This is a genomic window from Curvibacter sp. GW821-FHT01G03, from assembly GCF_059422285.1.
Window position 1 is genome coordinate 201922 of record NZ_JBWKWP010000005.1, and the last position, 21839, is coordinate 223760.

Annotated in this window: 21 protein-coding genes; 10 read left to right on the top strand and 11 right to left on the bottom strand. The window is 62.7% G+C overall.

The features are described 5' to 3' along the window. The first annotated feature begins 2 nt into the window (after positions 1 to 2). The 5 genes from nusA to typA are packed head-to-tail and all read left to right on the top strand — an operon-like array spanning position 3 to position 7610. Complete coding sequence (nusA, locus tag AC07VS_RS08755; RefSeq protein ID WP_492349033.1) at positions 3 to 1487, top strand: transcription termination factor NusA; 1485 nt, start codon at positions 3 to 5, stop codon at positions 1485 to 1487. A 24-nt stretch (positions 1488 to 1511) separates the two neighbouring features. After that, positions 1512 to 4385 carry a translation initiation factor IF-2 gene (infB, locus tag AC07VS_RS08760; protein WP_494750741.1) on the top strand — a complete coding sequence of 958 codons (2874 nt, stop codon included), beginning with the start codon at positions 1512 to 1514 and terminating at the stop codon, positions 4383 to 4385. Between the two features lie 27 nt (positions 4386 to 4412). Continuing rightward, on the top strand, positions 4413 to 4784 hold the full coding sequence (rbfA, locus tag AC07VS_RS08765; protein ID WP_492349031.1) for a 30S ribosome-binding factor RbfA: 372 nt from the start codon (positions 4413 to 4415) through the stop codon (positions 4782 to 4784). 4 nt (positions 4785 to 4788) lie between these two features. Next, complete coding sequence (truB, locus tag AC07VS_RS08770; RefSeq protein ID WP_492349030.1) at positions 4789 to 5790, top strand: tRNA pseudouridine(55) synthase TruB; 1002 nt, start codon at positions 4789 to 4791, stop codon at positions 5788 to 5790. Continuing rightward, positions 5787 to 7610 (top strand): translational GTPase TypA, encoded by a 1824-nt coding sequence (gene typA, locus AC07VS_RS08775; protein WP_492349029.1) that lies wholly within the window; start codon positions 5787 to 5789, stop codon positions 7608 to 7610. Before truB ends, typA begins: the two co-directional genes overlap by 4 nt. 259 nt (positions 7611 to 7869) lie before the next feature. Here typA and AC07VS_RS08780 read toward each other — a convergent pair whose 3' ends face one another. From AC07VS_RS08780 to cyoA, 7 genes are all read right to left on the bottom strand, one after another. Continuing rightward, the gene (locus tag AC07VS_RS08780) at positions 7870 to 8406 is read right to left on the bottom strand and encodes a response regulator transcription factor (protein WP_494750742.1); all 537 of its coding nucleotides are present in this window, start codon (positions 8404 to 8406) and stop codon (positions 7870 to 7872) included. After that, positions 8396 to 9700 (bottom strand): ATP-binding protein, encoded by a 1305-nt coding sequence (locus tag AC07VS_RS08785; RefSeq protein ID WP_492349027.1) that lies wholly within the window; start codon positions 9698 to 9700, stop codon positions 8396 to 8398. The genes AC07VS_RS08780 and AC07VS_RS08785 overlap by 11 nt, the downstream gene beginning before the upstream one ends. A gap of 65 nt (positions 9701 to 9765) precedes the next feature. Then, positions 9766 to 10551: an SURF1 family protein gene (locus AC07VS_RS08790; protein ID WP_494750743.1), complete on the bottom strand. Its 786-nt coding sequence runs from the start codon at positions 10549 to 10551 to the stop codon at positions 9766 to 9768. After that, entirely contained in the window at positions 10548 to 10949 is a 402-nt protein-coding gene (gene cyoD, locus AC07VS_RS08795) for a cytochrome o ubiquinol oxidase subunit IV (protein WP_492349025.1), read from the bottom strand. Before cyoD ends, AC07VS_RS08790 begins: the two co-directional genes overlap by 4 nt. Next, positions 10946 to 11593, bottom strand: a complete 648-nt coding sequence (cyoC, locus tag AC07VS_RS08800; protein WP_492349024.1) for a cytochrome o ubiquinol oxidase subunit III — start codon at positions 11591 to 11593, stop codon at positions 10946 to 10948. Before cyoC ends, cyoD begins: the two co-directional genes overlap by 4 nt. Beyond that, positions 11586 to 13592 carry a cytochrome o ubiquinol oxidase subunit I gene (gene cyoB, locus AC07VS_RS08805; protein ID WP_494656157.1) on the bottom strand — a complete coding sequence of 669 codons (2007 nt, stop codon included), beginning with the start codon at positions 13590 to 13592 and terminating at the stop codon, positions 11586 to 11588. Before cyoB ends, cyoC begins: the two co-directional genes overlap by 8 nt. A gap of 70 nt (positions 13593 to 13662) precedes the next feature. Then, a complete protein-coding gene (gene cyoA, locus AC07VS_RS08810) occupies positions 13663 to 14718 on the bottom strand; it encodes a ubiquinol oxidase subunit II (protein ID WP_494656156.1) in 1056 nt (351 codons plus the stop codon). 169 nt (positions 14719 to 14887) lie between these two features. On the opposite strand from cyoA, the gene AC07VS_RS08815 reads away from it, so the two are divergent. The 3 genes from AC07VS_RS08815 to AC07VS_RS08825 all read left to right on the top strand — a co-directional run bounded on the left by AC07VS_RS08815 (position 14888) and on the right by AC07VS_RS08825 (position 18382). Then, positions 14888 to 16228 (top strand): MFS transporter, encoded by a 1341-nt coding sequence (locus AC07VS_RS08815; RefSeq protein WP_492349021.1) that lies wholly within the window; start codon positions 14888 to 14890, stop codon positions 16226 to 16228. 187 nt (positions 16229 to 16415) lie between these two features. Further along, a complete protein-coding gene (locus tag AC07VS_RS08820) occupies positions 16416 to 17291 on the top strand; it encodes a DMT family transporter (RefSeq protein WP_492349020.1) in 876 nt (291 codons plus the stop codon). Next, positions 17288 to 18382: an enoyl-CoA hydratase/isomerase family protein gene (locus AC07VS_RS08825; RefSeq protein ID WP_494750744.1), complete on the top strand. Its 1095-nt coding sequence runs from the start codon at positions 17288 to 17290 to the stop codon at positions 18380 to 18382. The genes AC07VS_RS08820 and AC07VS_RS08825 overlap by 4 nt, the downstream gene beginning before the upstream one ends. Before the next feature lie 23 nt (positions 18383 to 18405). On the opposite strand, the gene AC07VS_RS08830 is transcribed toward AC07VS_RS08825, so the two are convergent. The 4 genes from AC07VS_RS08830 to smpB form a co-directional block, all read right to left on the bottom strand. Further along, positions 18406 to 19266, bottom strand: coding sequence for an anti-sigma factor family protein (locus tag AC07VS_RS08830; RefSeq protein ID WP_494750745.1), 861 nt, complete (start codon positions 19264 to 19266; stop codon positions 18406 to 18408). A gap of 22 nt (positions 19267 to 19288) precedes the next feature. Next, positions 19289 to 19858, bottom strand: a complete 570-nt coding sequence (locus tag AC07VS_RS08835) for an RNA polymerase sigma factor (RefSeq protein ID WP_494750746.1) — start codon at positions 19856 to 19858, stop codon at positions 19289 to 19291. A gap of 12 nt (positions 19859 to 19870) precedes the next feature. Continuing rightward, complete coding sequence (locus AC07VS_RS08840; RefSeq protein ID WP_494750747.1) at positions 19871 to 20269, bottom strand: COG4315 family predicted lipoprotein; 399 nt, start codon at positions 20267 to 20269, stop codon at positions 19871 to 19873. 89 nt (positions 20270 to 20358) lie between these two features. Continuing rightward, the gene (gene smpB / locus AC07VS_RS08845) at positions 20359 to 20832 is read right to left on the bottom strand and encodes an SsrA-binding protein SmpB (protein ID WP_492349015.1); all 474 of its coding nucleotides are present in this window, start codon (positions 20830 to 20832) and stop codon (positions 20359 to 20361) included. Positions 20833 to 21011: 179 nt separating this feature from the next. On the opposite strand from smpB, the gene AC07VS_RS08850 reads away from it, so the two are divergent. Both AC07VS_RS08850 and AC07VS_RS08855 read left to right on the top strand, forming a co-directional pair. Beyond that, complete coding sequence (locus AC07VS_RS08850) at positions 21012 to 21452, top strand: type II toxin-antitoxin system RatA family toxin (protein WP_492349014.1); 441 nt, start codon at positions 21012 to 21014, stop codon at positions 21450 to 21452. Beyond that, complete coding sequence (locus AC07VS_RS08855; RefSeq protein ID WP_494750748.1) at positions 21445 to 21801, top strand: RnfH family protein; 357 nt, start codon at positions 21445 to 21447, stop codon at positions 21799 to 21801. Before AC07VS_RS08850 ends, AC07VS_RS08855 begins: the two co-directional genes overlap by 8 nt. Positions 21802 to 21839: the final 38 nt, after the last annotated feature.

A 21839-nucleotide genomic window follows, 5' to 3' on the forward strand; every position in this document is an offset into this window, starting at 1 on the left:
ACATGAATCGCGAATTGTTGATGTTGGTCGAAGCCATCTCGCGCGAAAAGAATGTGGAGCGTGATGTGGTCTTTGGTGCCGTCGAATCGGCACTGGCCCAGGCTACCAAGAAGCTCTATGAGGGCGAGGTGGACATTCGCGTGGCGATTGACCGCGACACGGGCAATTACGAAACCTTCCGCCGCTGGCACGTGGTGCCCGATGAGGCCGGTCTGCAATTGCCTGACCAGGAAATCCTGCTGTTCGAAGCCAAGGAACAGATCCCTGACATCGAACTCGACGAGTACATCGAAGAGTCCGTTCCTTCGGTGCCGATCGGCCGCATTGGCGCCATGGCAGCCAAGCAGGTGATTCTCCAGAAGATCCGTGACGCCGAGCGCGAAATGCTGCTCAACGACTTCATGTCGCGTGGCGACAAGATTTTTGTCGGCACGGTCAAGCGCATGGACAAGGGCGACATCATCGTCGAGTCGGGTCGTGTCGAAGGCCGTCTGCGTCGTGGCGAGATGATCCCCAAGGAAAACCTGCGCAATGGCGACCGCGTCCGCGCCATGATCATGGAAGTCGATCTGACCCTGCGAGGTGCTCCGATCGTGTTGTCGCGTTCGGCGCCCGAATTCATGATCGAACTGTTCCGTCAGGAAGTGCCTGAAATCGAGCAAGGCCTGCTTGAGATCAAGTCTTGCGCCCGTGATGCCGGCTCCCGCGCCAAGATTGCCGTGCTGTCGCACGACAAGCGTGTCGACCCGATCGGCACCTGCGTTGGTGTGCGCGGCACCCGCGTCAATGCCGTGACCAACGAATTGGCAGGTGAACGCGTCGACATCGTGCTGTGGAGCGAAGACCCGGCTCAGTTCGTGATCGGTGCACTGGCCCCGGCCAACGTGCAGTCGATTGTGGTGGACGAAGAAAAGCACGCCATGGATGTGGTGGTGGACGAAGAGAACCTCGCCATCGCCATCGGCCGCGGTGGTCAGAACGTGCGCTTGGCCTCTGACCTGACGGGTTGGAAGATCAACATCATGGATGCAGCCGAATCGGCTCAGAAACAAGCCAATGAAACACAGGCCACGCGCCAGTTGTTCATGGAAAAGCTGGATGTCGACGAGGAAATCGCCGAGATCCTGATTTCTGAAGGCTTCACCAGCCTCGAAGAAGTGGCCTATGTGCCGATCCAGGAAATGCTGGAGATCGAAAGCTTCGACGAAGACACGGTGAATGAACTGCGTTCGCGGGCCAAGGATGCTCTGCTGACCATGGAAATCGCTCGTGAAGAGAGCGTTGACGAAGTTTCCCAGGACTTGCGTGATCTCGAGGGCCTCAGCCCCGAATTGATCGGCAAGCTGGCAGCTGGCGGGGTCCATACCCGCGACGAACTGGCGGATCTGGCGGTGGATGAACTCACCGACATCACCGGCCAGACCCCTGAAGAAGCCACGGCTTTGATCATGAAGGCACGCGAACATTGGTTCGCGGGTCAAGAGTAATGGTCATGGAGGCAAGAACCAAATATGTCAAGTACCACTGTCGCCGAGTTCGCTAACGAACTCAAGAAGTCCCCTGAAACCCTGCTCGAGCAGCTTCGCACGGCGGGCGTTTCCAAGCGCTCCTCTTCCGACAACCTGACCGAGTCCGACAAGCAGCAGCTGCTGAGTTTTCTGCAAGCAAGCCACGGCACCACGGCTGTGGATCGCAAGAAGATCACGCTCGTCAAGAAGTCGACCAGCGAAATCAAGCAAGCCGATGCCACTGGCAAGGCGCGCACCATTCAGGTGGAAGTGCGCAAGAAGCGCACCTTCATCCAGCGCGAGGAAGACGTGCGCCCTGAATCCGCCGCTGTGGTGGAGCAGGATGTGCCGCCCACGGCCGCTGAAACCGCACACAACGCTGACCTGAGCCGCCGTGAGGAAGAAGCCCGTCGCCAGGCCGAGCAGATCCGTGATCAGGAAACCGAGCTGGCGACCAAGCGCCGTGAGCGCGAAGAGCTGGAGCGTCGTGAACGCGAAGCCGAAGAGCGTGCCGCCGCCTATGCCGCCCAGGAAGAAGCCCGTCGGGCCCAAGCCATGGCTGAGAAGGAAGTGGCCAGCAAGGAGCAGGCCGAAGCTGCCGCTGCCGTGCGTGCCGCCGCTGCTGCTGCACGTGAGAAGGCTGAGTCCGAATCCCGGGCCCGCGCTCAAGAAGAGGCCACCCGTGCTGCCGACCTGAGCGAGCGCCGCCGCAAGGCCGAGGCCGAAGCGGCCGCCATCCGTTCGATGATGGCCACCCCCAAGAAGGTTCTCGTGGCCAAGAAGCCCGAGGAGCCGAAGCCGGTGGCCAAGCCGGCCGATGCCAAGGCTGGCGTCAAGGGCACGCTGCACAAGCCTGCCGGAACACCTGGCGCTGGTGCGGGCACCCGCACGGCCAACGCTCCGGCACCTGCCGCAGGCCCTGGTGGCAACAAGGAAGTCAAGTCGGCCAAGCTGTCCTCCAGCTGGGCGGGCGATCCGGCCAAGAAGAAAGAAATCAAGACCCGCGGCGACAGCAGTGGTGGCGTGGGTCGTAACAGTTGGCGCAGTGGTCCGCGTGGCCGCCGTGGCAATGACCGCGACAGCCGCGATGACCAGCAGCAGCAGGCACCGGCCGAAGCACGTGTGATCGAAGTGCACGTGCCTGAAACCATCACCGTGGCCGAACTGGCCCACAAGATGGCGGTCAAGGCCTCCGAGGTGATCAAGCACTTGATGAAGCTGGGTCAGATGGTCACCATCAACCAGCCGCTGGATCAGGACACCGCGATGATCGTGGTCGAGGAAATGGGGCACAAGGCCATCGTGGCCGCACTGGATGACCCGGAAGCCTTCACCGACGAAGACGTGGCAGCCCAGGACGCCGAACAACTGCCTCGTGCACCTGTCGTGACCGTGATGGGCCACGTCGACCACGGCAAGACCTCGCTGCTGGATTACATCCGTCGCACCAAGGTGGCCTCTGGCGAAGCCGGTGGCATCACCCAGCACATTGGCGCCTACCACGTGGAAACCCCGCGCGGCATGGTGTCCTTCCTGGACACCCCGGGCCACGAGGCCTTCACGGCCATGCGTGCCCGTGGCGCTCAGGCCACCGACATTGTCATCCTGGTGGTGGCTGCCGACGACGGCGTGATGCCGCAGACCAAGGAAGCCATCAAGCATGCCAAGGCTGCGGGTGTACCGATCGTGGTCGCCATCAACAAGATCGACAAGCCGGATGCCAACCTGGAGCGCGTGAAGAGCGAGCTGGTGGCTGAAGAAGTCGTGCCTGAAGAGTTCGGTGGCGAGTCTCCCTTTGTGCCGGTGTCGGCCAAGATGGGGACGGGCATCGATGAGTTGCTCGAACAGGTGCTGCTGCAGGCTGAAGTGTTGGAACTCAAGGCCCCGGTTGATGCCAACGCCAAGGGCCTGGTGATCGAAGCCAAGCTCGACAAGGGCCGTGGCCCCGTGGCCACCGTGCTGGTTCAGTCCGGTACGCTCAAGACGGGTGATGTGGTGCTGGCTGGCCAGACCTACGGTCGTGTGCGTGCCATGCTCGATGAAGCCGGCCGCGCCATCAAGTCGGCAGGTCCGTCGATCCCGGTTGAAATCCAGGGTCTGACCGAAGTGCCTCAGGCCGGTGATGAATTCATGGTGCTCACGGATGAACGCCGTGCCCGTGAAATCGCCACCTACCGCGCCGGCAAGTTCCGCAACACCAAGCTGGCCAAGCAACAGGCCGCCAAGCTGGAGAACATGTTCTCCGACATGTCGGCAGGCGAAGTCAAGACCTTGCCGATCATCATCAAGGCCGATGTGCAGGGTTCGCAGGAAGCCCTGGCTGCCTCGCTGCTCAAGCTCTCCACCGACGAAGTCAAGGTGCAACTGGTCTACGCCGCTGTGGGCGCGATCAGTGAATCCGACATCAACCTGGCCATCGCATCGAAGGCCATCGTGATCGGCTTCAACGTGCGTGCCGATGCCGGCGCCCGCAAGACGGCCGAAGGCAACTCGGTTGACATCCATTACTACAACATCATTTACGACGCCGTCGATGAGTTGAAGGCAGCGATGTCGGGCATGCTGACGCCGGACAAGAAGGAAGAAGTCATCGGTACGGCCGAAATCCGCACTGTGTTCGTCGCCTCCAAGATCGGCACGGTGGCTGGCTGTATGGTCACCTCTGGCATGGTCAACCGCTCGGCACGCTTCCGCCTGCTGCGCGACAACGTGGTCATCTACACTGGCGAGCTTGAGTCCCTCAAGCGCGTCAAGGACGATGTCCGCGAAGTCAAGGAAGGCTTCGAGTGCGGTATCAAGCTCAAGAACTACAACGACATCTCCGTGGGCGACCAGTTGGAGTTCTTCGAGATCAAGGAAATCGCCCGCACGCTGTGAGCGTGAGGCGACGACCCGAGCAAGACGATGGTACGCAAGGCATCCAGCACCCCTAACCGCAGCTTCAAGGTGGCCGATCAGATCCAGCGCGATCTGACCGAGCTGATCGCGCGCGAACTCAAAGATCCGCGTGTCGGCATGGTCACCCTGCAGGCTGTGGAGGTGACGCCCGACTATGCGCACGCCAAGGTGTATTTCAGTCTCCTGATTGGCGACCCGAAAGAAACCGAGGAAGCGCTGAACCAGGCCGCCGGCTTCCTGCGCAACGGCCTGTTCAAGCGTCTGCACATTCACACTGTGCCGACACTGCACTTCCACTTCGACCGCACCACCGAGCGTGCGGCCGACATGAACGCCTTGATTGCCAAGGCGGTCTCTTCTCGCGCGAAAGACGACTGACCCCATGAACGCGCCACGCACAAGGGTGCAACGGCGCCCTGTGCATGGGGTGTTGTTGCTCGACAAACCGCTCGGACTCTCGAGCAACAATGCCTTGCAGAAGGCCAAATGGCTGCTGCGCGCCGAAAAAGCGGGCCACACCGGCACGCTAGATCCTTTGGCCACCGGGGTGCTGCCGCTGTGCTTTGGTGCTGCCACCAAGTTCAGCCAACTCCATCTGGACGCCGACAAGACCTATGTGGCGGTGGCCCGCCTGGGTCAGCGCAGCAGCACGGGTGACCGTGAGGGCGAGATCATCGAGACCCGTGAGGTCGATCCCGCCTGCCTCAGCCCGGTGTCACTGGCGGCAGTCCGCCAACGCTTTCTGGGGCCGATCCGTCAGGTGCCGCCCATGCACAGCGCCCTGAAGAAAGACGGCAAGGCTTTGTACGAATATGCCCGCGAGGGCATTGATGTTGAGCGCCCGGCGCGGGATGTGACCATTTTTGAGCTGCAACTGACAGACGTTTCGGCAGAGCAGGGGTTTCCTGCGGTGCGCATCGAGGTCCGTTGCAGCAAGGGCACTTACATCCGTACCCTGGGCGAAGACATTGGCGAAGCGCTGGGTTGCGGGGCCTACCTCGTGTCCTTGCGCCGCACCGTGACGGGTGACTTCGACCAAGGCCAGTGCGTCAGCCTGGAAGCGCTGGAGGCTCTGCCCGAAGGCGAGCGCCTGGCCAGCCTGATGCCGGTACAGACCTTGCTGACGCATCACACCCGCGTCACGCTGGACAGTCAGAATGCGGGGCGATTTCTGAGCGGCATGCGCCGCCGAGGCGCCTGGGCTGATGCCCAGGCCGTGGCGGTGTTCGGTGATGAACCGCCCGCTTTGCTGGGGGTGGGCCACACGTTGGCCGGTGAGCTGATCCCGGAGCGGCTGTTGAGCCCCATCGAGATCCAACAGATTCTTGAAAACATGGAACGAACCCACGGAAGCGAAGGCAACCGTACTGAGGAAACGAAATGAGCAAACAAATTCGAAACATCGCCATCATTGCCCACGTTGACCATGGCAAAACCACCATGGTTGACCAACTGCTGCGTCAGTCGGGCACCTTCGCGGAACACGAGAAAATCGTGGACACCGTGATGGACAACAACGCCATCGAAAAAGAACGTGGCATCACGATTCTGGCCAAGAACTGCGCCGTGAGCTGGGAAGGCACCCACATCAACATCGTCGACACCCCGGGCCACGCGGACTTCGGCGGTGAAGTCGAACGTGCCCTGTCGATGGTGGACGGTGTGGTGCTGCTGATCGACGCCCAGGAAGGCCCGATGCCGCAAACCCGTTTCGTGACCAAGAAGGCACTGGCCCTGGGCCTGCGCCCGATCCTGGTGGTGAACAAGGTCGACAAGCCCGGCGCCAACCCGGACAAGGTCGTCAACGCTGCTTTCGATCTGTTCGACAAGCTGGGCGCGACCGACGAACAACTGGACTTCCCCGTGGTGTATGCCTCGGGCATCAATGGTTGGACCTCGCTGGAAGAAGGCGTTCCGGGTGAACAATGGGGCCCCGACATGTCGGCCCTGTTCAATACCATCCTGAAGCACGTTCCGTCGCAAAAGGGTGACCCGAACGCTCCTCTGCAACTGCAAATCTCGGCATTGGACTTCTCCACCTTTGTGGGTCGCATCGGTGTGGGCCGCATCAGCCAAGGTACGCTCAAGCCCATGAGCGACGTGCTGGTCATGGAAGGTCCGGACGGCAAGGCCGTCAAGGGCCGCGTCAACCAGGTGCTGACCTTCCAGGGCCTGGACCGCGTCCAGTCCACTGAAGCCGGCCCGGGCGAAATCGTGCTGATCAACGGCATTGCCGACATCGGTATCGGCGTCACCGTGACCGACGTGAACAACCCGGCTCCGCTGCCCATGCTGAAGGTTGACGAACCGACCCTGACCATGAACTTCTGCGTCAACACCTCGCCGCTGGCCGGTCGTGAAGGCAAGTTCGTGACCAGCCGTCAGATCTGGGACCGCCTGCAAAAGGAACTGCAACACAACGTGGCCCTGCGCGTGAAGGAAACCGACGAAGAAGGTATCTTTGAAGTCATGGGTCGCGGCGAACTGCACTTGACCATTCTGCTGGAAAACATGCGTCGCGAAGGCTATGAAATGGCCGTGTCCAAGCCGCGTGTGGTGTTCCGCGACATCGACGGTGTGCGCTACGAGCCGATCGAGATGGTGACGGCCGACATCGAAGAGGGCCACCAAGGTGGCGTGATGCAAGCCCTGGGCGAGCGCAAGGGCGAGCTGGTCAACATGGAACCCGATGGCCGTGGTCGCGTCCGCCTGGAATACCGCATCCCGGCCCGTGGCCTGATCGGTTTCACCAACGAGTTCCTGAACCTGACACGCGGTTCTGGCCTGATCAGCAACATCTTCGACAGCTACGAACCCCACAAGGGTGAAATCGGTGGCCGTAAGAACGGCGTGCTGATCTCCATGGACGATGGTGAAATTTTCACCTACGCCCTGGGCAAGCTGGACGACCGTGGCCGCATGTTTGTGAAGGCCAACGACCCGGTGTACGAAGGCATGATCGTCGGTATCCACAGCCGCGACAACGATCTGGTGGTCAATGCCACCCGCACCAAGCAGTTGACCAACTTCCGCGTGAGCGGCAAGGAAGACGCCATCAAGATCACGCCCCCGATCGAACTCACGCTGGAATACGGCGTTGAATTCATCGAGGACGACGAACTGGTCGAAATCACGCCCAAGTCGGTGCGTCTGCGCAAGCGCCACCTGAAGGAACAGGACCGCAAGCGCGCCAGCCGCGCTTGAGGTGGCTGACTCAGCCCCGCCTGTGTTCATGTGACGCAGGCAGGGTTGTGAAGAGAGAAGGGGGCTTTGGGCCCCCTTTTTTGTTTTTGGAGCGGATGCCGACCTGGTGAGGTGTGCGTTTCTCGGACGGGCCGATATCGGCTCGGGGTGGTCGGCTACCTCGACACGGGCTTGATCAAGGGGCGAGTCCGTTGGGGAAACGCCCGAGGCTGGGCGGGGGGCTAAAACAGCTCATCAGAAGCCATGGCTTCGACGCTGCTCACTTGACCCGCTGCTTCTCCAGCTTGCGGGCCAGGGTGCGGCGGTGCATGCCCAGGCGGCGCGCCGTTTCGGAGATGTTGAAGCCCGTCTCAGCCAGGGTTTCGTGGATGCGCTCCCATTCGAGCGTTTTGATCGAGGTGGAGCGGTTGGTCAGTTCGACCTCGGTGCTGCCAGCCACATGGCCAAAAGCGGCTTCGATGTCGTCGGTATTGGAGGGCTTGGCCAGGTAGTGGCATGCGCCCAGCTTGATGGCTTCTACCGCGGTGGCAATGCTGGCAAAACCGGTCAGTACCACGATCAAGGCCTCAGGCACTTTCTGGTGCAGTTGCTGCACGCAGGTCAGGCCAGTGGCATCTCCGTTGAGTTTGAGGTCGATCACGGCGTAAGCCGGCTGGTGTTCTTGCAGCAGGGCCTGCATGTCGTGCAGGGTGCTGGCGTGCAAGGTGCGATAGCCACGGCGTTCGAACGATCGGCCCAGGGTGCGCGCAAAAGCGGCATCGTCTTCAACGATCAACAGCAGACGTTCAGCTTCCATGGCCGCTATTGTCGTCGAGTGTGATGGCCCGCAAAGGCAATCTCAGGGTGACAACCGCACCCCCGTCAGGGCGATTTTCGGCCCGCACCGAGCCGCCCAGGGTACGGGCCACGTTGAAGACCAGAAACAGCCCCAATCCACCGCCCTGGCGCCCTTTGGTGGACTGGTAAGGTTTGCCAATCTGGCGCAGAACCTCCACTGCAAATCCCGCGCCCCGGTCTGACACCTGCAGGGTCAGCCAGTCGTCGTCGCTCTGCGCGCTCACCTTGACCCAGCCGGGTGAGGCCTCCTGGGCGTTGTCCAGCACATTGCAGATCATCTGGCGCAAGGTGGTGTCGGCCGCCAACGGCAGGTCGGTCTTCAGCTTCATTTCAAACTCGAACTGGCCCAGTTCGCGGGTACCGCGCCATTGCGTCACCACCTGTTCGAGAAAGGCCTGCAAGGTGCTGCGTTCGGCCCCCTCACCGCGTGCCTCACCAGCCGACATCAGGATGCCGGTGACGATGGATTTGCAGCGCGCCAACTCTCCCTGCATGTCGGTCAGCTCATCCAACAGGTCGGGGTTCTGGCGGAACAAGGGCATGCGCCGCCAATCTCCGAGGATCACCGCCAGGGTCGACAGGGGTGTTCCCAGTTCATGGGCCGCTCCCGAGGCCAGCAAGCCCATGCGAATGATGTGCTCCTGCTCGGCGGCTTGCTGCCTCAGGTTGGCCAGTCGGGCATCGCGCAGGCGCAGGTTGTCCTGAATGCGGGTCATGAAGACCACCAACAGGGCGGCATTCAACATGAAGCACAGCAGCAGGCCCAACACGTAGAAGCTCGCCAAGCCCCGGTCATGGTCCAGGGGCAAGTCCAGTGGACGGGCCAACAAGGCCAGGCCTGCCACACACAGCGTGCACACCACCACCATCGCCCAGGTCGACCAAGCCTCGAGCAGCATGGCGCACAGGGCGATTTGCAGCAGGTAAAGAAAGACAAACGGGTTGGTGGTACCGCCGCTCAGGTACAGCTGCAAGGTGAGCACGGCCACATCCACGCTCAGGGCCAGCAACAGCTCATGGTTGCCCACCTCGCGCTGTTCATGCCAGCGCAGGTGGCTGGCGATGTTGAAGCCGATCAGGCAGGCCAGCACCTCCACCATCTGCGGCATGGGCAGATGGATGTCCAGCATGAGCTTGGCGACGGCAATGGTGGCAATCTGGCCCATCACTGCAAACCAGCGCAGCTGGATCAGCAGCAACATGTTGCGGTGTCCGGTCAGGTGGTCCAGCCGGGATTGCTCTTTGCTTGTCATGGGCTGCGCATCAGGGGTTGGGAGGCGGTTCATTCGGCCCGCCACACCACGGGCGCGGCGGACGGTCAGGCTGTGGCGTGCTTTTGGCGCCAGGCATAGACCAGGGCACCGGCCACCATCACGGCCAGGGCATACCAGGTCAGCGCATACACCAAGTGGTTGTTGGTGAAATTCACGACGGTCAGGCCCCCCACGGGGCGTTGGGGCTGACCGGCCTTGGCATCTTCGTTTGCGCCGGATTGTCCCAGATCGCCGGCACCTGCGTCGGCATCGATGAAATAGGGGGCCACCGTGCTTAGGCCGTGGATCTGGGCCAGAGCCTGCACATCGCGTGAGTACCAACGTTGTTCGGCGGTATCGTTGTGACGCAGGAAGCCGCCTCCAGGCTCGCTCAGCCGCAACAGGCCCTGAATCTCGATCTCGCTCGTCACGGGGTCAGCCACGGGCGCCCGGTGCTCTACAAAGCCGCGGTTGATGAACACCACCGCGCCAGTCGAGGTGCGCAAGGGGGTCAACACCCAGAAGCCGGCACCCCGCACGGTCGAGGCCTGTACCAGGCTCGTCTTGTCCGAAAGCAAGTGCCCGCGCAGGCTGACGTGGCGGTACTCATCGCTGCGGGCCGTGATTTGGGGCCATTGGCCCGGGCCGGGGGCCGGTGTGGCTGGGGCGTGCACGCGTTGTTCGACGCGCTCGATCAGGTCCAGCTTCCAGCCAAGGCGTTGCACCTGCCAGGAGCCCAGGGCCAGAAACAAGACCATCAGCAACACCCCGGCCAACAGCAGGGCCACGTGCAGTGCGCGAGAGCGCTGTCGTGGTTCTGCCGTTGATTGGGGGGTTGCCGTCAGGCTCATGGCAGGTTGCGCATCTCATGTGCCGAGGTCGGCATCATGTTGTGGTTCAGGTGGAACATCACCCAGAGCGAACCGGCCAGTGTGATCACCACCAGCATGGTGGTGAAGATCAGGGCCAGCATTGACCAGCCGCCTTCGGAACGGGTGTTCATGTGCAGGAAGTACACCATGTGAACCACAATCTGCACGGCGGCAAAGCCCAGGATCACCATGGCGGTGGTGCTGGAGCTGCCGAAGGTCTTGCCCATCACCAGCCAGAACGGGATGGCGGTCAGGATCACCGACAGGATGAAACCCGTGGCGTAGCTCTTCAGACTGCCATGGTCGTGGCCGCCATGCTCATCGTGGTCGTCGTGACCATGGCCATGATCGGCGTGGTCGTGGTGGTGTGCGCTCATGGCAGAACTCCCATCAGGTAAACGAAGGTGAAAACGCCGATCCAGACAACGTCCAAGAAGTGCCAGAACATCGACAGACATTGCAGACGGCGGCGGTTGGCGGCGTTGAGGCCGTGCTGCTTCAGCTGGAACACCAGCGTCACCAGCCACACCAGACCGAAGCTGACGTGCAGGCCGTGGGTGCCCACCAGCGTGAAGAAGGAGGACAGGAAGGCACTGCGCTGCGGGCCGGCACCTTCGTGGATCAGGTGGGCAAATTCATACAGCTCCAGGCTGATGAAGCCCGCGCCCAACACGCCGGTGACCAGCAGCCAGGCGATGGTGCTGTTCAGGCGCTTCTTCTGCATTTCCAGCATGGCAAAGCCATAGGTGATGGACGACAGCAGCAGCAGCGAGGTGTTGACCGCCACCAGGGGCAGGTCGAACAGCTCGGCGCCCGAGGGGCCGGCCGCATAGCTGCGCCCCAACACGGCGTAGGTGGCAAACAGGCAGGCAAAGATGAGGCAATCGCTCATCAGGTAGAGCCAGAAGCCCAGCAGCGTGCCGTTTTCCGGATGGTGTTCCAGCACGTAGTAGCGCGAGCTCGGGTTCGAGCCCGCCGATGCGCCGGCCAGGCCGGCAGAGGCGGTGTGTGACTTAGACATGGGCGGTGGCCAGTTGGCGGGTACGGGCGGCTTCAACACGCACGACCTCTTCGGCCGGGATGTAGTAGTCGCGCTTGTAGTTGAAGGTGTGGACGATGATGGCAGCCAGTGTGGCCACAAAGCCCAGACCGACCAGCAACCACATCTGCCAGATCAGGCCGAAGGCCGTGGCGGCACTCAGCGCAGCGATCACGAAGCCGGCGGCCGTGTTCTTGGGCATGTGGATGGCCACAAAGCCCTGCTGCGGACGCTGGTAGCCGTTTCTCTTCATGTCGTCCCATGCATCGTTGTCATGCACCACGGGGGTGAAGGCAAAGTTGTAGTCGGGCGGCGGCGACGAAGTGGACCATTCCAGGGTACGGGCATTCCATGGGTCACCCGTGGTGTCGCGCAGTTGTTCGCGGCGCAGGTAGCTCACCACCAGCTGGATGATGAAGCTGCCGATGCCGAGGGCAATCAACACGGCACCGAAGGCGGCCACCTGGAACCAGATCTGCAGCGACGGGTCTTCGAAGTGGCTCAGACGACGGGTCACGCCCATCAGGCCCAGCACGTACAGCGGCATGAAGGCCAGGTAGAAGCCGACCAGCCAGAACCAGAACGAGCACTTGCCCCAGAACGAGTCCAGTTTGTACCCAAAGGCCTTGGGGAACCAGAAGTTGATGGCGGCAAACACGGCAAACACCACGCCGCCGATGATCACGTTGTGGAAGTGGGCGATCAGGAACAGCGAGTTGTGCAGCACGAAGTCGGCCGGGGGCACGGCCAGCAAGACGCCTGTCATGCCGCCGATCACAAAGGTCACCATGAAACCGATGGTCCACAGCATGGGCACCTCGAAGCGGATGCGACCCTTGTACATGGTGAACAGCCAGTTGAAGATCTTGGCCCCGGTCGGGATCGAGATGATCATGGTGGTGATGCCGAAGAACGAGTTCACACTCGCCCCAGAGCCCATGGTGAAGAAGTGGTGCAGCCACACCAGGTAAGACAGGATGGTGATCACCACGGTGGCGTAGACCATCGAGGTGTAGCCGAAGAGGCGCTTGCCGCAGAAGGTCGAGACGATTTCGGAATACACGCCGAAGCAAGGCAGTACCAGAATGTAGACCTCAGGGTGACCCCAGATCCAGATCAGGTTCACGTACATCATGGCGTTGCCGCCGAGGTCGTTGCTGAAGAAATTGGTGCCGACATAGCGGTCCAGCGACAGCAGGGCCAGCACGGCGGTCAGCACCGGGAAGGCTGCGACGATCAACACGTTGGTGCACAGGGCGGTCCAGGTGAACACCGGCATCTTCATCAGCGTCATGCCGGGTGCGCGCATTTTCACGATCGTGGCGATCAGGTTGACCCCCGAGAGCAGCGTGCCCACCCCCGCGATCTGCAGGGACCAGATGTAGTAATCCACCCCCACGTCCGGGCTGCCCAGGATGCCCGACAGCGGCGGGTAGGCCAGCCAGCCGGTACGGGCGAATTCGCCCACAAACAGCGAAGCCATCACCAGAACGGCGCCGAAGGTGGTCATCCAGAAGCTGAAGTTGTTCAGGAAGGGGAAGGACACGTCGCGCGCGCCGATCTGCATGGGCACGATGTAGTTCATCAGGCCCGTCACGAAAGGCATGGCCACGAAGAAGATCATGATCACGCCGTGGGCCGTGAACACCTGGTCGTAGTGGTGCGGCGGCAGGAAGCCGGCGGCGTCACCAAACGACAGGGCCTGCTGCGCACGCATCATCAGCGCGTCGGCAAAGCCGCGCAGCAGCATGATCACGCCCAAGATCATGTACATGATGCCGATGCGTTTGTGGTCGATGCTGGTGATCCAGTCGCGCCACAAGGGGCCCCAGAGGCGGAATTTGGTCAGCAAGGCCAGCACGGCCAGGCCGCCAAGCGCCACCATGATGAAGGTGGCCAGCAGAATGGGTTCGTGGAACGGGATGGCGTCCCAGGAGAGACGGCCAAAAATAAGCTTCGTCAGGTCAAGATGTTCGAGCATGGTCAGTCTCGCGGGGAAAGAGTAGGGGAGCCGTGCGCGGTCTGGCCGCAGGCGTCAGTGGCAGCTCGTGTCACAGGCCGGTGGAGGCACTGGAGGCCCCTTCTAGGTTGCTGGGGTCGTTGGGGGTGCACAGCTCGGCCTTCACGTAACGTGCGCCGCGCTGCTTCCAGCCCTGGGCTTCGCCCCGGGTGGCCACGCTGAAGTTGTTGGTGCCCATGCCGCCGGCGGCGTCAATGGCCATCATCTCGTTCATGCACATCTTGCTGCTGTCCACACAGCGGTTCAGGATGGCGTTGTAAAGGTCGGGCGCCACGCTCGCAAAGCGCTGCACGGGATCACGTTCGCTGGGTTGCTCCAGCTTCAGGTATTCGTTGCGGCCCAGGGTGCTGCCCGAGTTTTTGTTGGTCTGCACCCATTTTTCGAAGTCAGCACCGCTCAGACCGTGGAACTTGAAGTGCATGCCCGAAAAGCCCGCGCCGCTGTAGTTGGCCGAGAAGCCTTCAAATTCACCAGCCTGGTTGATCACGGCGTGCAACTGGGTCTGCATGCCCGGCATGGCGTAAATCTGACCGGCCAAGGCTGGGATGTAGAACGAGTTCATCACCGTCGAGGCCGTGATCTTGAACTGGATCGGCACGTCCACCGGCGCCGCCAGCTCGTTCACCGTGGCAATCCCTTGTTCGGGGTAAATGAACAGCCATTTCCAGTCCAGTGCCACCACTTCCACCGTCAGGGGCTTGATGTCCGAGGGCATCTCGCGCTGGGCATCCAGCCGATGCAGCGGGCGATACGGATCCAGGGTGTGGGTGCTGATCCAGGTCAGCAGGCCCAGCGCGATGATGATCAGCAGCGGCGCACCCCAGATCACCAGCTCCAGCTGGGTGGAGTGATCCCAGTCCGGTTCGTAGGCCGCGGCCTTGTTGCTCTGGCGGTAGCGCCAGGCGAACAGCAAGGTCAGCACGATCACCGGAACGATGATCAGCAGCATCAGCAAGGTGGACACCACGATCAGGTGGGCCTGCTGGGATGCGATGTCCCCCGAAGGGTTCATCACCACGGTATTGCAACCGGTCAAGAGAACTGCAGCCAGCGGCAGCAATCCCCGAAGGGGCTTGAGGAGGGTCATGCCAGGGAAAAGCAGTATGTGCTAAGGAGATTGGGTGCGGTAATCTAGCGCTGCCTGCCGTTTTTGGCGATTGGACGTTTTGTCCCAGGTCAAATGTCGGTGGGGGTTCGCTTTGGGCCTGCCCGGGCGGATGGCACAACTATTTGAGAGGCAAACTATGGTGTCCAGCATGACTCATACCCTCGGCCTTGGCGCCGAAGCAAACCTGCCGTCTCAGGACGCAGTCCGCCGCGAGGGCCACGGCGCCCACGGCAGTCCCATCGCCCCCGGAGAGATCGCCGTTGGCGTGATTGTCGGGCGAGCGTCCGAGTATTTCGATTTCTTCGTCTATGCCATCGCGTCGGTGCTGGTTTTTCCCAGCGTCTTCTTTCCGTTTGAGGGGCGGCTGGAAGGTACGCTGTATTCGTTTGTGGTGTTCTCGTTTGCCTTTGTGGCCCGCCCGGTGGGGTCGGTGCTGTTCATGGCCATTCAGCGGCACATGGGGCGTGAGGCCAAACTGACCCTGGCCTTGTTCCTGCTGGGGCTGTCGACGGCGGGCATGGCCTTTTTGCCCTCGTATGCGCAGTTGGGCATGGCTTCCATCGTGCTGCTGTCGGTGTTCCGGGTGGCGCAAGGCATTGCCCTGGGGGGCTCCTGGGATGGTCTGCCCTCCTTGTTGGCGCTGAACGCGCCGGCTGAGCGCCGGGGCTGGTATGCGATGCTCGGGCAATTGGGCGCGCCGCTGGGCTTCTTCATCGCCGCGGGCCTGTTCTCTTACCTGCTGGGCAACCTGGAGGCATCTGATTTTCTTGAGTGGGGCTGGCGTTACCCCTTCTATGTGGCATTCGCCATCAACGTGGTGGCCCTGTTTGCCCGCCTGCGTCTGGTCTCGACCAATGAATACGCCCGGCTTCTTGAAGAGCGTGAACTGCAACCCACCCGCGTGACCGAGCTGGTGCGTTCGCAAGGCCGCAACCTGATCATTGGCGCCCTGGCTGCCCTGGCCAGCTATGCGCTGTTCCACCTGGTCACGGTATTTCCACTGTCCTGGATCACCTTGTATTCCAACCGCTCCATCAGTGAGTTCCTCATGGTGCAGATGTTCGGCTCGGTGCTCGCCGCCGGGGGGGTGGTGATGTCGGGCCTGATTGCAGACCGCTTTGGGCGCCGTACCACACTGGGGACCCTGGCGGCCTTGATTGCCTTGTTCAGTGCCGCCGCGCCCACCCTCATGGGGGGTGGCCAATCGGGCCAGGATGCCTTCATCGTGACCGGCTTTTTACTGTTGGGGCTTTCTTATGGGCAGGCCGCTGGTGCTGTGACCGCCAATTTCCCGGCCAAGTTCCGTTACACCGGGGCGGCGCTGACCTCTGACCTGGCCTGGCTGGTCGGCGCTGGCTTTGCGCCGCTGGTGGCTTTGGGCTTGTCGGCCCATTTTGGTCTGGCCTATGTGGGAATCTACTTGCTGTCGGGCGCCATCGGTACCTTGGCTGCGCTGAGCTTGAACCGCGCCCTGGAGATCCGCGACTGAGCGCGGCCCGATCCCGATCCTGGCTCTGACCCCGCCCCCGGCACCAATCCGGGTGGCACGGCGGCAGACGGGCCCCGCGCTCGACGCGTCGGGCTGAGGATCGTGCAAAATATTCAATTTGGCCCGATGCGCCGGGTCAGTCCCCTTGTCCGGGCCCCATGAGGGGCCCGGCTTTTCTTTCTTTGTGATGCGACTTTCCCATTCCCGAGCGGTCATTCTGATGGTGGCCGTGACCCTGATGTGGTCGATTGCAGGCGTCGTGACGCGTCAACTCGACCATGCCCAGAGTTTTGAGGTCACCTTCTGGCGCAGCCTGTTCAATGTGCTGGCCTTGTTGCTGATCCTGCCTCTGGTGCAGGGGCGCGCCGTGTACGCCAACATGCGCCATGGTGGGCGGGCGCTGTGGGTATCGGGGGTGTGCTGGAGTGTGATGTTCACAGCCTTCATGGTGGCCATCATGCTGACCACGGTGGCCAACGTACTGGTCACCATGGCCTTGGGGCCCTTGTTCACGGCCTTGATTGCGCGGGTGTTTCTGGGACATCGCATCGCTACACGGACCTGGCTGGCCATCGTGGTGGCCGGGCTGGGCATCGCCTGGATGTATGGCAGCCAATTGGGCCATGCTCCCTGGGTCGGTACCCTGGTTGCTTTGTGTGTGCCGCTGGCGGGTTCGATCAATTGGACCGTCGTTCAGCGCTCCCATGCCCAGGGTCACACCATCGATCTGGTGCCCTCCGTGCTGATCGGCGCATTGATTTCGGTCCTGACCACCTTGCCGCTGGCGTTTCCCTTTCAGGCCAGTGGCTCGGATCTGGGCTGGCTGGCCCTGCTGGGGGTGGTTCAGCTGGCGATTCCCTGTGTGCTGGCGGTGCGCTGCGCGCGGGTCCTGAAGGCCCCCGAGGTGGCCTTGCTGGCCCTGCTGGAGGTGATTTTCGGCATTCTGCTGGCCTGGCTTGGGGCCGGAGAGCGGCCCGCACCGCAAGTGCTGGCCGGCGGGGCTCTGGTGATCGGGGCCCTGGTATTCAACGAACTATTAGGTTGGAAGGAGCAAAACGCATGAGTATTTTCAATGGCGACGTGGTGACCGAGGTGCGTGGCCGCGTTGGTCTGATCACGCTGAACCGGCCTCGGGCGCTGAATGCGCTCTCTTTGGGCATGGTGCGTGACCTGACGGTGGCCTTGCAGGCCTGGGCGCAAGACCCGGCCGTGCTGGCTGTAGCGATCCGTGGCTGCAACAAGGAGGGCGCTTTCGGGGCGTTCTGTGCCGGTGGCGACATCCGTTTTCTGCACCAGGCCGGAACAACGGCTGATCCGGATCTGGAAGCCTTCTTCACCGAAGAGTACGCGCTCAACCACCTGATCCATGCCTACCCCAAGCCCTACATCGCCTTCATGGATGGCATCGTCATGGGTGGTGGCATGGGCATCAGCCAGGGCGGCAGCGTGCGCATCGTGACCGAGCGCACCAAGATGGCCATGCCTGAGACCAACATCGGCCTGTTCCCGGACGTGGGGGGCGGCTACTTTCTGTCGCGCTGCCCTGGCCGCGTGGGCGAATGGCTGGCCTTGACGGGGGATGCCATCGGTGCCGCGGACGCCTTGGTATATGGGCTGGCAGACCACTACCTGCCCGCAGAGCGGCAGGCCGGCCTGTGGGAGGCCCTGGCCAGCGGTGAATGGGCCACGACCGAGGCGCTGCAGGCCTTTTTGCAGACCCAATGGGTTCAGCCACCAGCGGCAGAGCAAGCCCACCGCGCTGCGGTGGACCAGCATTTCGCCCTGGCGGATGCCAGCACCATCGTGGCCTCGCTGGCGGCTTCTGGCGACGACTGGGCCCGTCACACGGCGGCCACCTTGCGCAAGCGTTCCCCTTTGATGCTGCATGTGGTGCTGGAGCAGATCCGGCGCGCCCGCAGCCTGGACCTGGCGCAAGACCTGCGCATGGAACGAGACATGGTGCACCGCTGCTTTCACCTGCGCCCTGGCCAAAGCGAGACGGTGGAGGGCATCCGTGCGCTGGCCGTGGACAAGGACCACCAGCCACGCTGGAACCCCAGCCGGGTCGAAGACGTGCCTGCGGATCTGGTGGCTCAGTTCTTCAGCAGCCCCTGGTCGGCGTCCGAGCACCCCTTGCGTGACCTGAAGGGCTGAGCCCCGAGGTCTTTGACGCGGCCTCAGAGCTGCTTGTAGACGGCCAACGCCAGGTCCAGCAAGACTTGGCGTGGCAGATCGGCCTGCAGGGCATAGCCGAAATCGCCCTCGACCCAATAGAAAGAGGGCACCGGCCCCTCCTGGCTGAAACTGAACCCCGCCAGCGGGGCGGCTCCGGCCTGAGTTTGGCCTGTCCCTGTGCCCTGCGCTGGCGATGGGGGCAGGGCACCCAGGTACAGCGTGAGCCGATGCCCTTGCCCATCCTGGTACATGAACTGGGCACGCGCACCGGTGTCGCCGGGCAGCAATCTGCCCCCGACCAGGGCATACCCTTTGGTTTGCAGGTCGGGCAGTTTGAGTGGGCGTCCCAGCCGCTTGGAGAGCCACTGCACCAGATGTTGTTGTTGGCTGGCATCCACCTCCACAGGGTGTTTCTGTTCGGGGGCATACACCGCATGGGCCACGCTGGCCTGCGCCGAGAACTGGCGGCCAGGCGCGCGATCCAGCGCCAGGTTCTGGCCAGGGGCTTGCAGGCCCCGGCTCCACCAGCCTGCACCAAACGTGAGCAACACGGCCGCGGCCATGGCAGACCATCGGGCAGCGCTGTGCCAGTGCTGCTGTCGTCTGCCGGCGCGCTCCAGCGTCGCCTGCAACACGGTGGGGATGGGTTCTTCAAGCACCTCGGCATGCAGCGCCTGCAGGGCCAGCCGATCGGCCTGCTGGGCCTGCACCTCGGCAGTCCGGGCCGGCTCGCGAGCCAGGGCCTGCCAGGCGGCGGCGCTATCGGCAGGGCCCAGGCGTTGGTCGATCAAGGCCTGCAGAACGTCATCGGGCGGCAGGTTCGGCGGCTGGCCCTGAGAGGGGTGTGGGGTGTTGTCAGGCATGGCTGGATGGGCTGTGGGGGCCTCAATGAGGCCGTTGCCGGGCAATCGGGTGCACCTTGCCCGTGGTGTCCGGCGTCAGGGCTGGTACCGCGGCCTGGGGCCGTGCCGGGGCTTCGAGCAATTCCCGCAGTCGCGCCCGGCCGCGCGACAGGCGTGACATCACGGTGCCCACAGGCACGCCGGTGATGTGCGCCACCTGTTCATAGCTGAGGTCTTCCAGGCTGACCAGCAGCAGGGTTTCCCGTTGCTCGTGTGGCAGCCGCAGCAGGCAGCGCTGCAAGTCCATGGCCTGCTCATGGCCCGAGACGGGGGCGGCCACGCGGTCCAGCGCCGAGCCGCTCAGATCGTCCTGCCCGGGGCTGTCGCTCACGATGTGCAGGGCTGGCCGGCGCAACTGGTTGATGAACACGTTGTGCATCAGCGTGAACAACCAGGCCCGCAGGTCGGTGCCGGGCAGCCACAGTCGCCACTTGCTGCAGGCTCGTTCCAGGGTGTCTTGCACCAGATCGTCGGCAGCCCAGCGGTCGCCCGTCAGCGAGCGGGCATAGCGCCGCAGGCGGGGAATGTGTTCGCTGAGCGCCGTGGCATTCATGGTTTGAGACGATCAGGGGCGGGCCGTGTGCCAGACCTGATTGAAACCGTCGCCCGTGCGGTCGCCCGGCTTGCTGTCCTTGGCCCAGTGGTACAGCGGCTTGCCTTTGAAGGCCCACTGCAGTTGGCCATCATCTCGGGTGATCACGCTGTAGTCGCCTCGGGCCTTGTCGGAGGCGCCGGCCTTCAGGGGCGGCCAGTTGGTGGCGCAGGCACCGTTGCACATGGATTTGCCTGAGTTCGCGGCGTCGCGGTCAAACACATACAGCGTCATGCCGCTGGGGCCGACCAGGGCATCGCCCGACACGGTCGCTGGAGGGGGCGGTGCGCTCATCGAGGCGCACCCGCCCAGCAAAGCAGTGGCCAACAGAGTGGCGACAAGCGCCGAACGCGAAAAATTCAAGGGGGTCATGGTGTTCTCCTGGGTATGCAGGGGGTCTGCAAGTGGGTGAACAGGTCGCGAGCCCGGAATATTCCGTGACGCTGAAAAAAATTTCAGGGTCAGCGGTTGCGGCTCTTCATGGCCCGCTCCACCTCACGCTTGCCCTCGCGGTCCTTGATGGTGTCGCGCTTGTCGTGCTCGGCCTTGCCCTTGGCCAGAGCCACTTCGCACTTGATCTTGCCGTTCTTCCAATGCAGGTTGATCGGCACCAGGGTGTAGCCTTTTTGTTCCACCTTGCCGATCAGGCGCTTGATTTCGTCTTTCTTCATCAGCAGCTTTTTGGTGCGGATGGAGTCCGGGCTGACGTGGGTGGAGGCTGATCTCAGCGGGTTGATCATGCAGCCCAGCACATACAGCTCGCCATCACGGATCACGACATAGCCGTCGGTGAGCTGGACTTTGCCTTCGCGGGCGGCCTTGACCTCCCAGCCTTGCAGCACCATGCCCGCCTCGAAGCGCTCTTCGAAGAAATAATTGAACGCGGCCTTCTTGTTGTCGGCAATGCGGGTAGAGGTTTCGGGTTTTTTCGCCATGGTGTCCAGATGGGGCGGCAACAAGAGATTGAAAGAGCCGGGCCATCCCGACCCTGCCATCGCCGCGGCTTGCTGCCAAAAGGCGGCAGCCACTCACTACAATCCGTTTCGCCTGAACCCAAGATTTTAGGCGCCCCGGTGCCTGTGGGGCGCCGAGTTGCGGGCTGGCCCGCAAATTCATGAAAACCGTCAACAAGTCCGTCCTGATCTGGTACAGCCCGCAGGAAATGTTCAAGCTGGTCACCGATGTGGCGCAATACCCCCAATTTCTGCCTTGGTGCGACCACGCCCAGGTCCTGGCCAAGCAAGAGGGCGGTATGACGGCCGAGGTGGGCATCGCCTTCAGCGGCATCCGTCAGACCTTCGTCACTGAAAACACCCATGTGGAAGGCCGCGAGGTGGGCATGAAACTGGTGAAGGGGCCTTTTTCCAAGCTCGAAGGCACCTGGCAATTTTTGCCGGTGGGTGATGGCACGCAGCGCGCCTGTCGTGTTGAGCTGGTGCTGAGCTATGGTTTTTCCAACAAGGCGCTTGGCGCGCTGGTCGGGCCGGTTTTCGACAAGATTGCCGGCAGCCTGGTGGATGCTTTCGTCAAACGGGCTGAGCAGGTGTATGGCTGAGTCCACCCCGTTGCTGACCCTCACCGTGGCGATGGCCCCGGCGCCTCGTCAGGTGCTCGAGCAGGCACTGAGGCTGCCTGTGCCCGTCACGGTCATGCAGGCGCTTCGTGCCTCGGGATGGCTGGAAGCCGGCGAGGGCATCGATCTGAACCACTACACCGTCAGTGTCTGGGGGCGACGGGCTGGCTGGGATCAGCCCCTGCGGGAGGGTGACCGGGTCGAGCTGTGTCGCGCCCTGGTGGTCGACCCCAAGGTCGCGCGGCGCGAGCGCTTTGCCAAGCAAGGTGCACGGGGCACCGGTCTGTTCGCCCGGCGCCGGCCAGGGGCTGCGGCCGGTTACGGCGCCTGAGGCGGGCTGGCCGCGCCGCTGCCGGCGCTGGGTGCCAG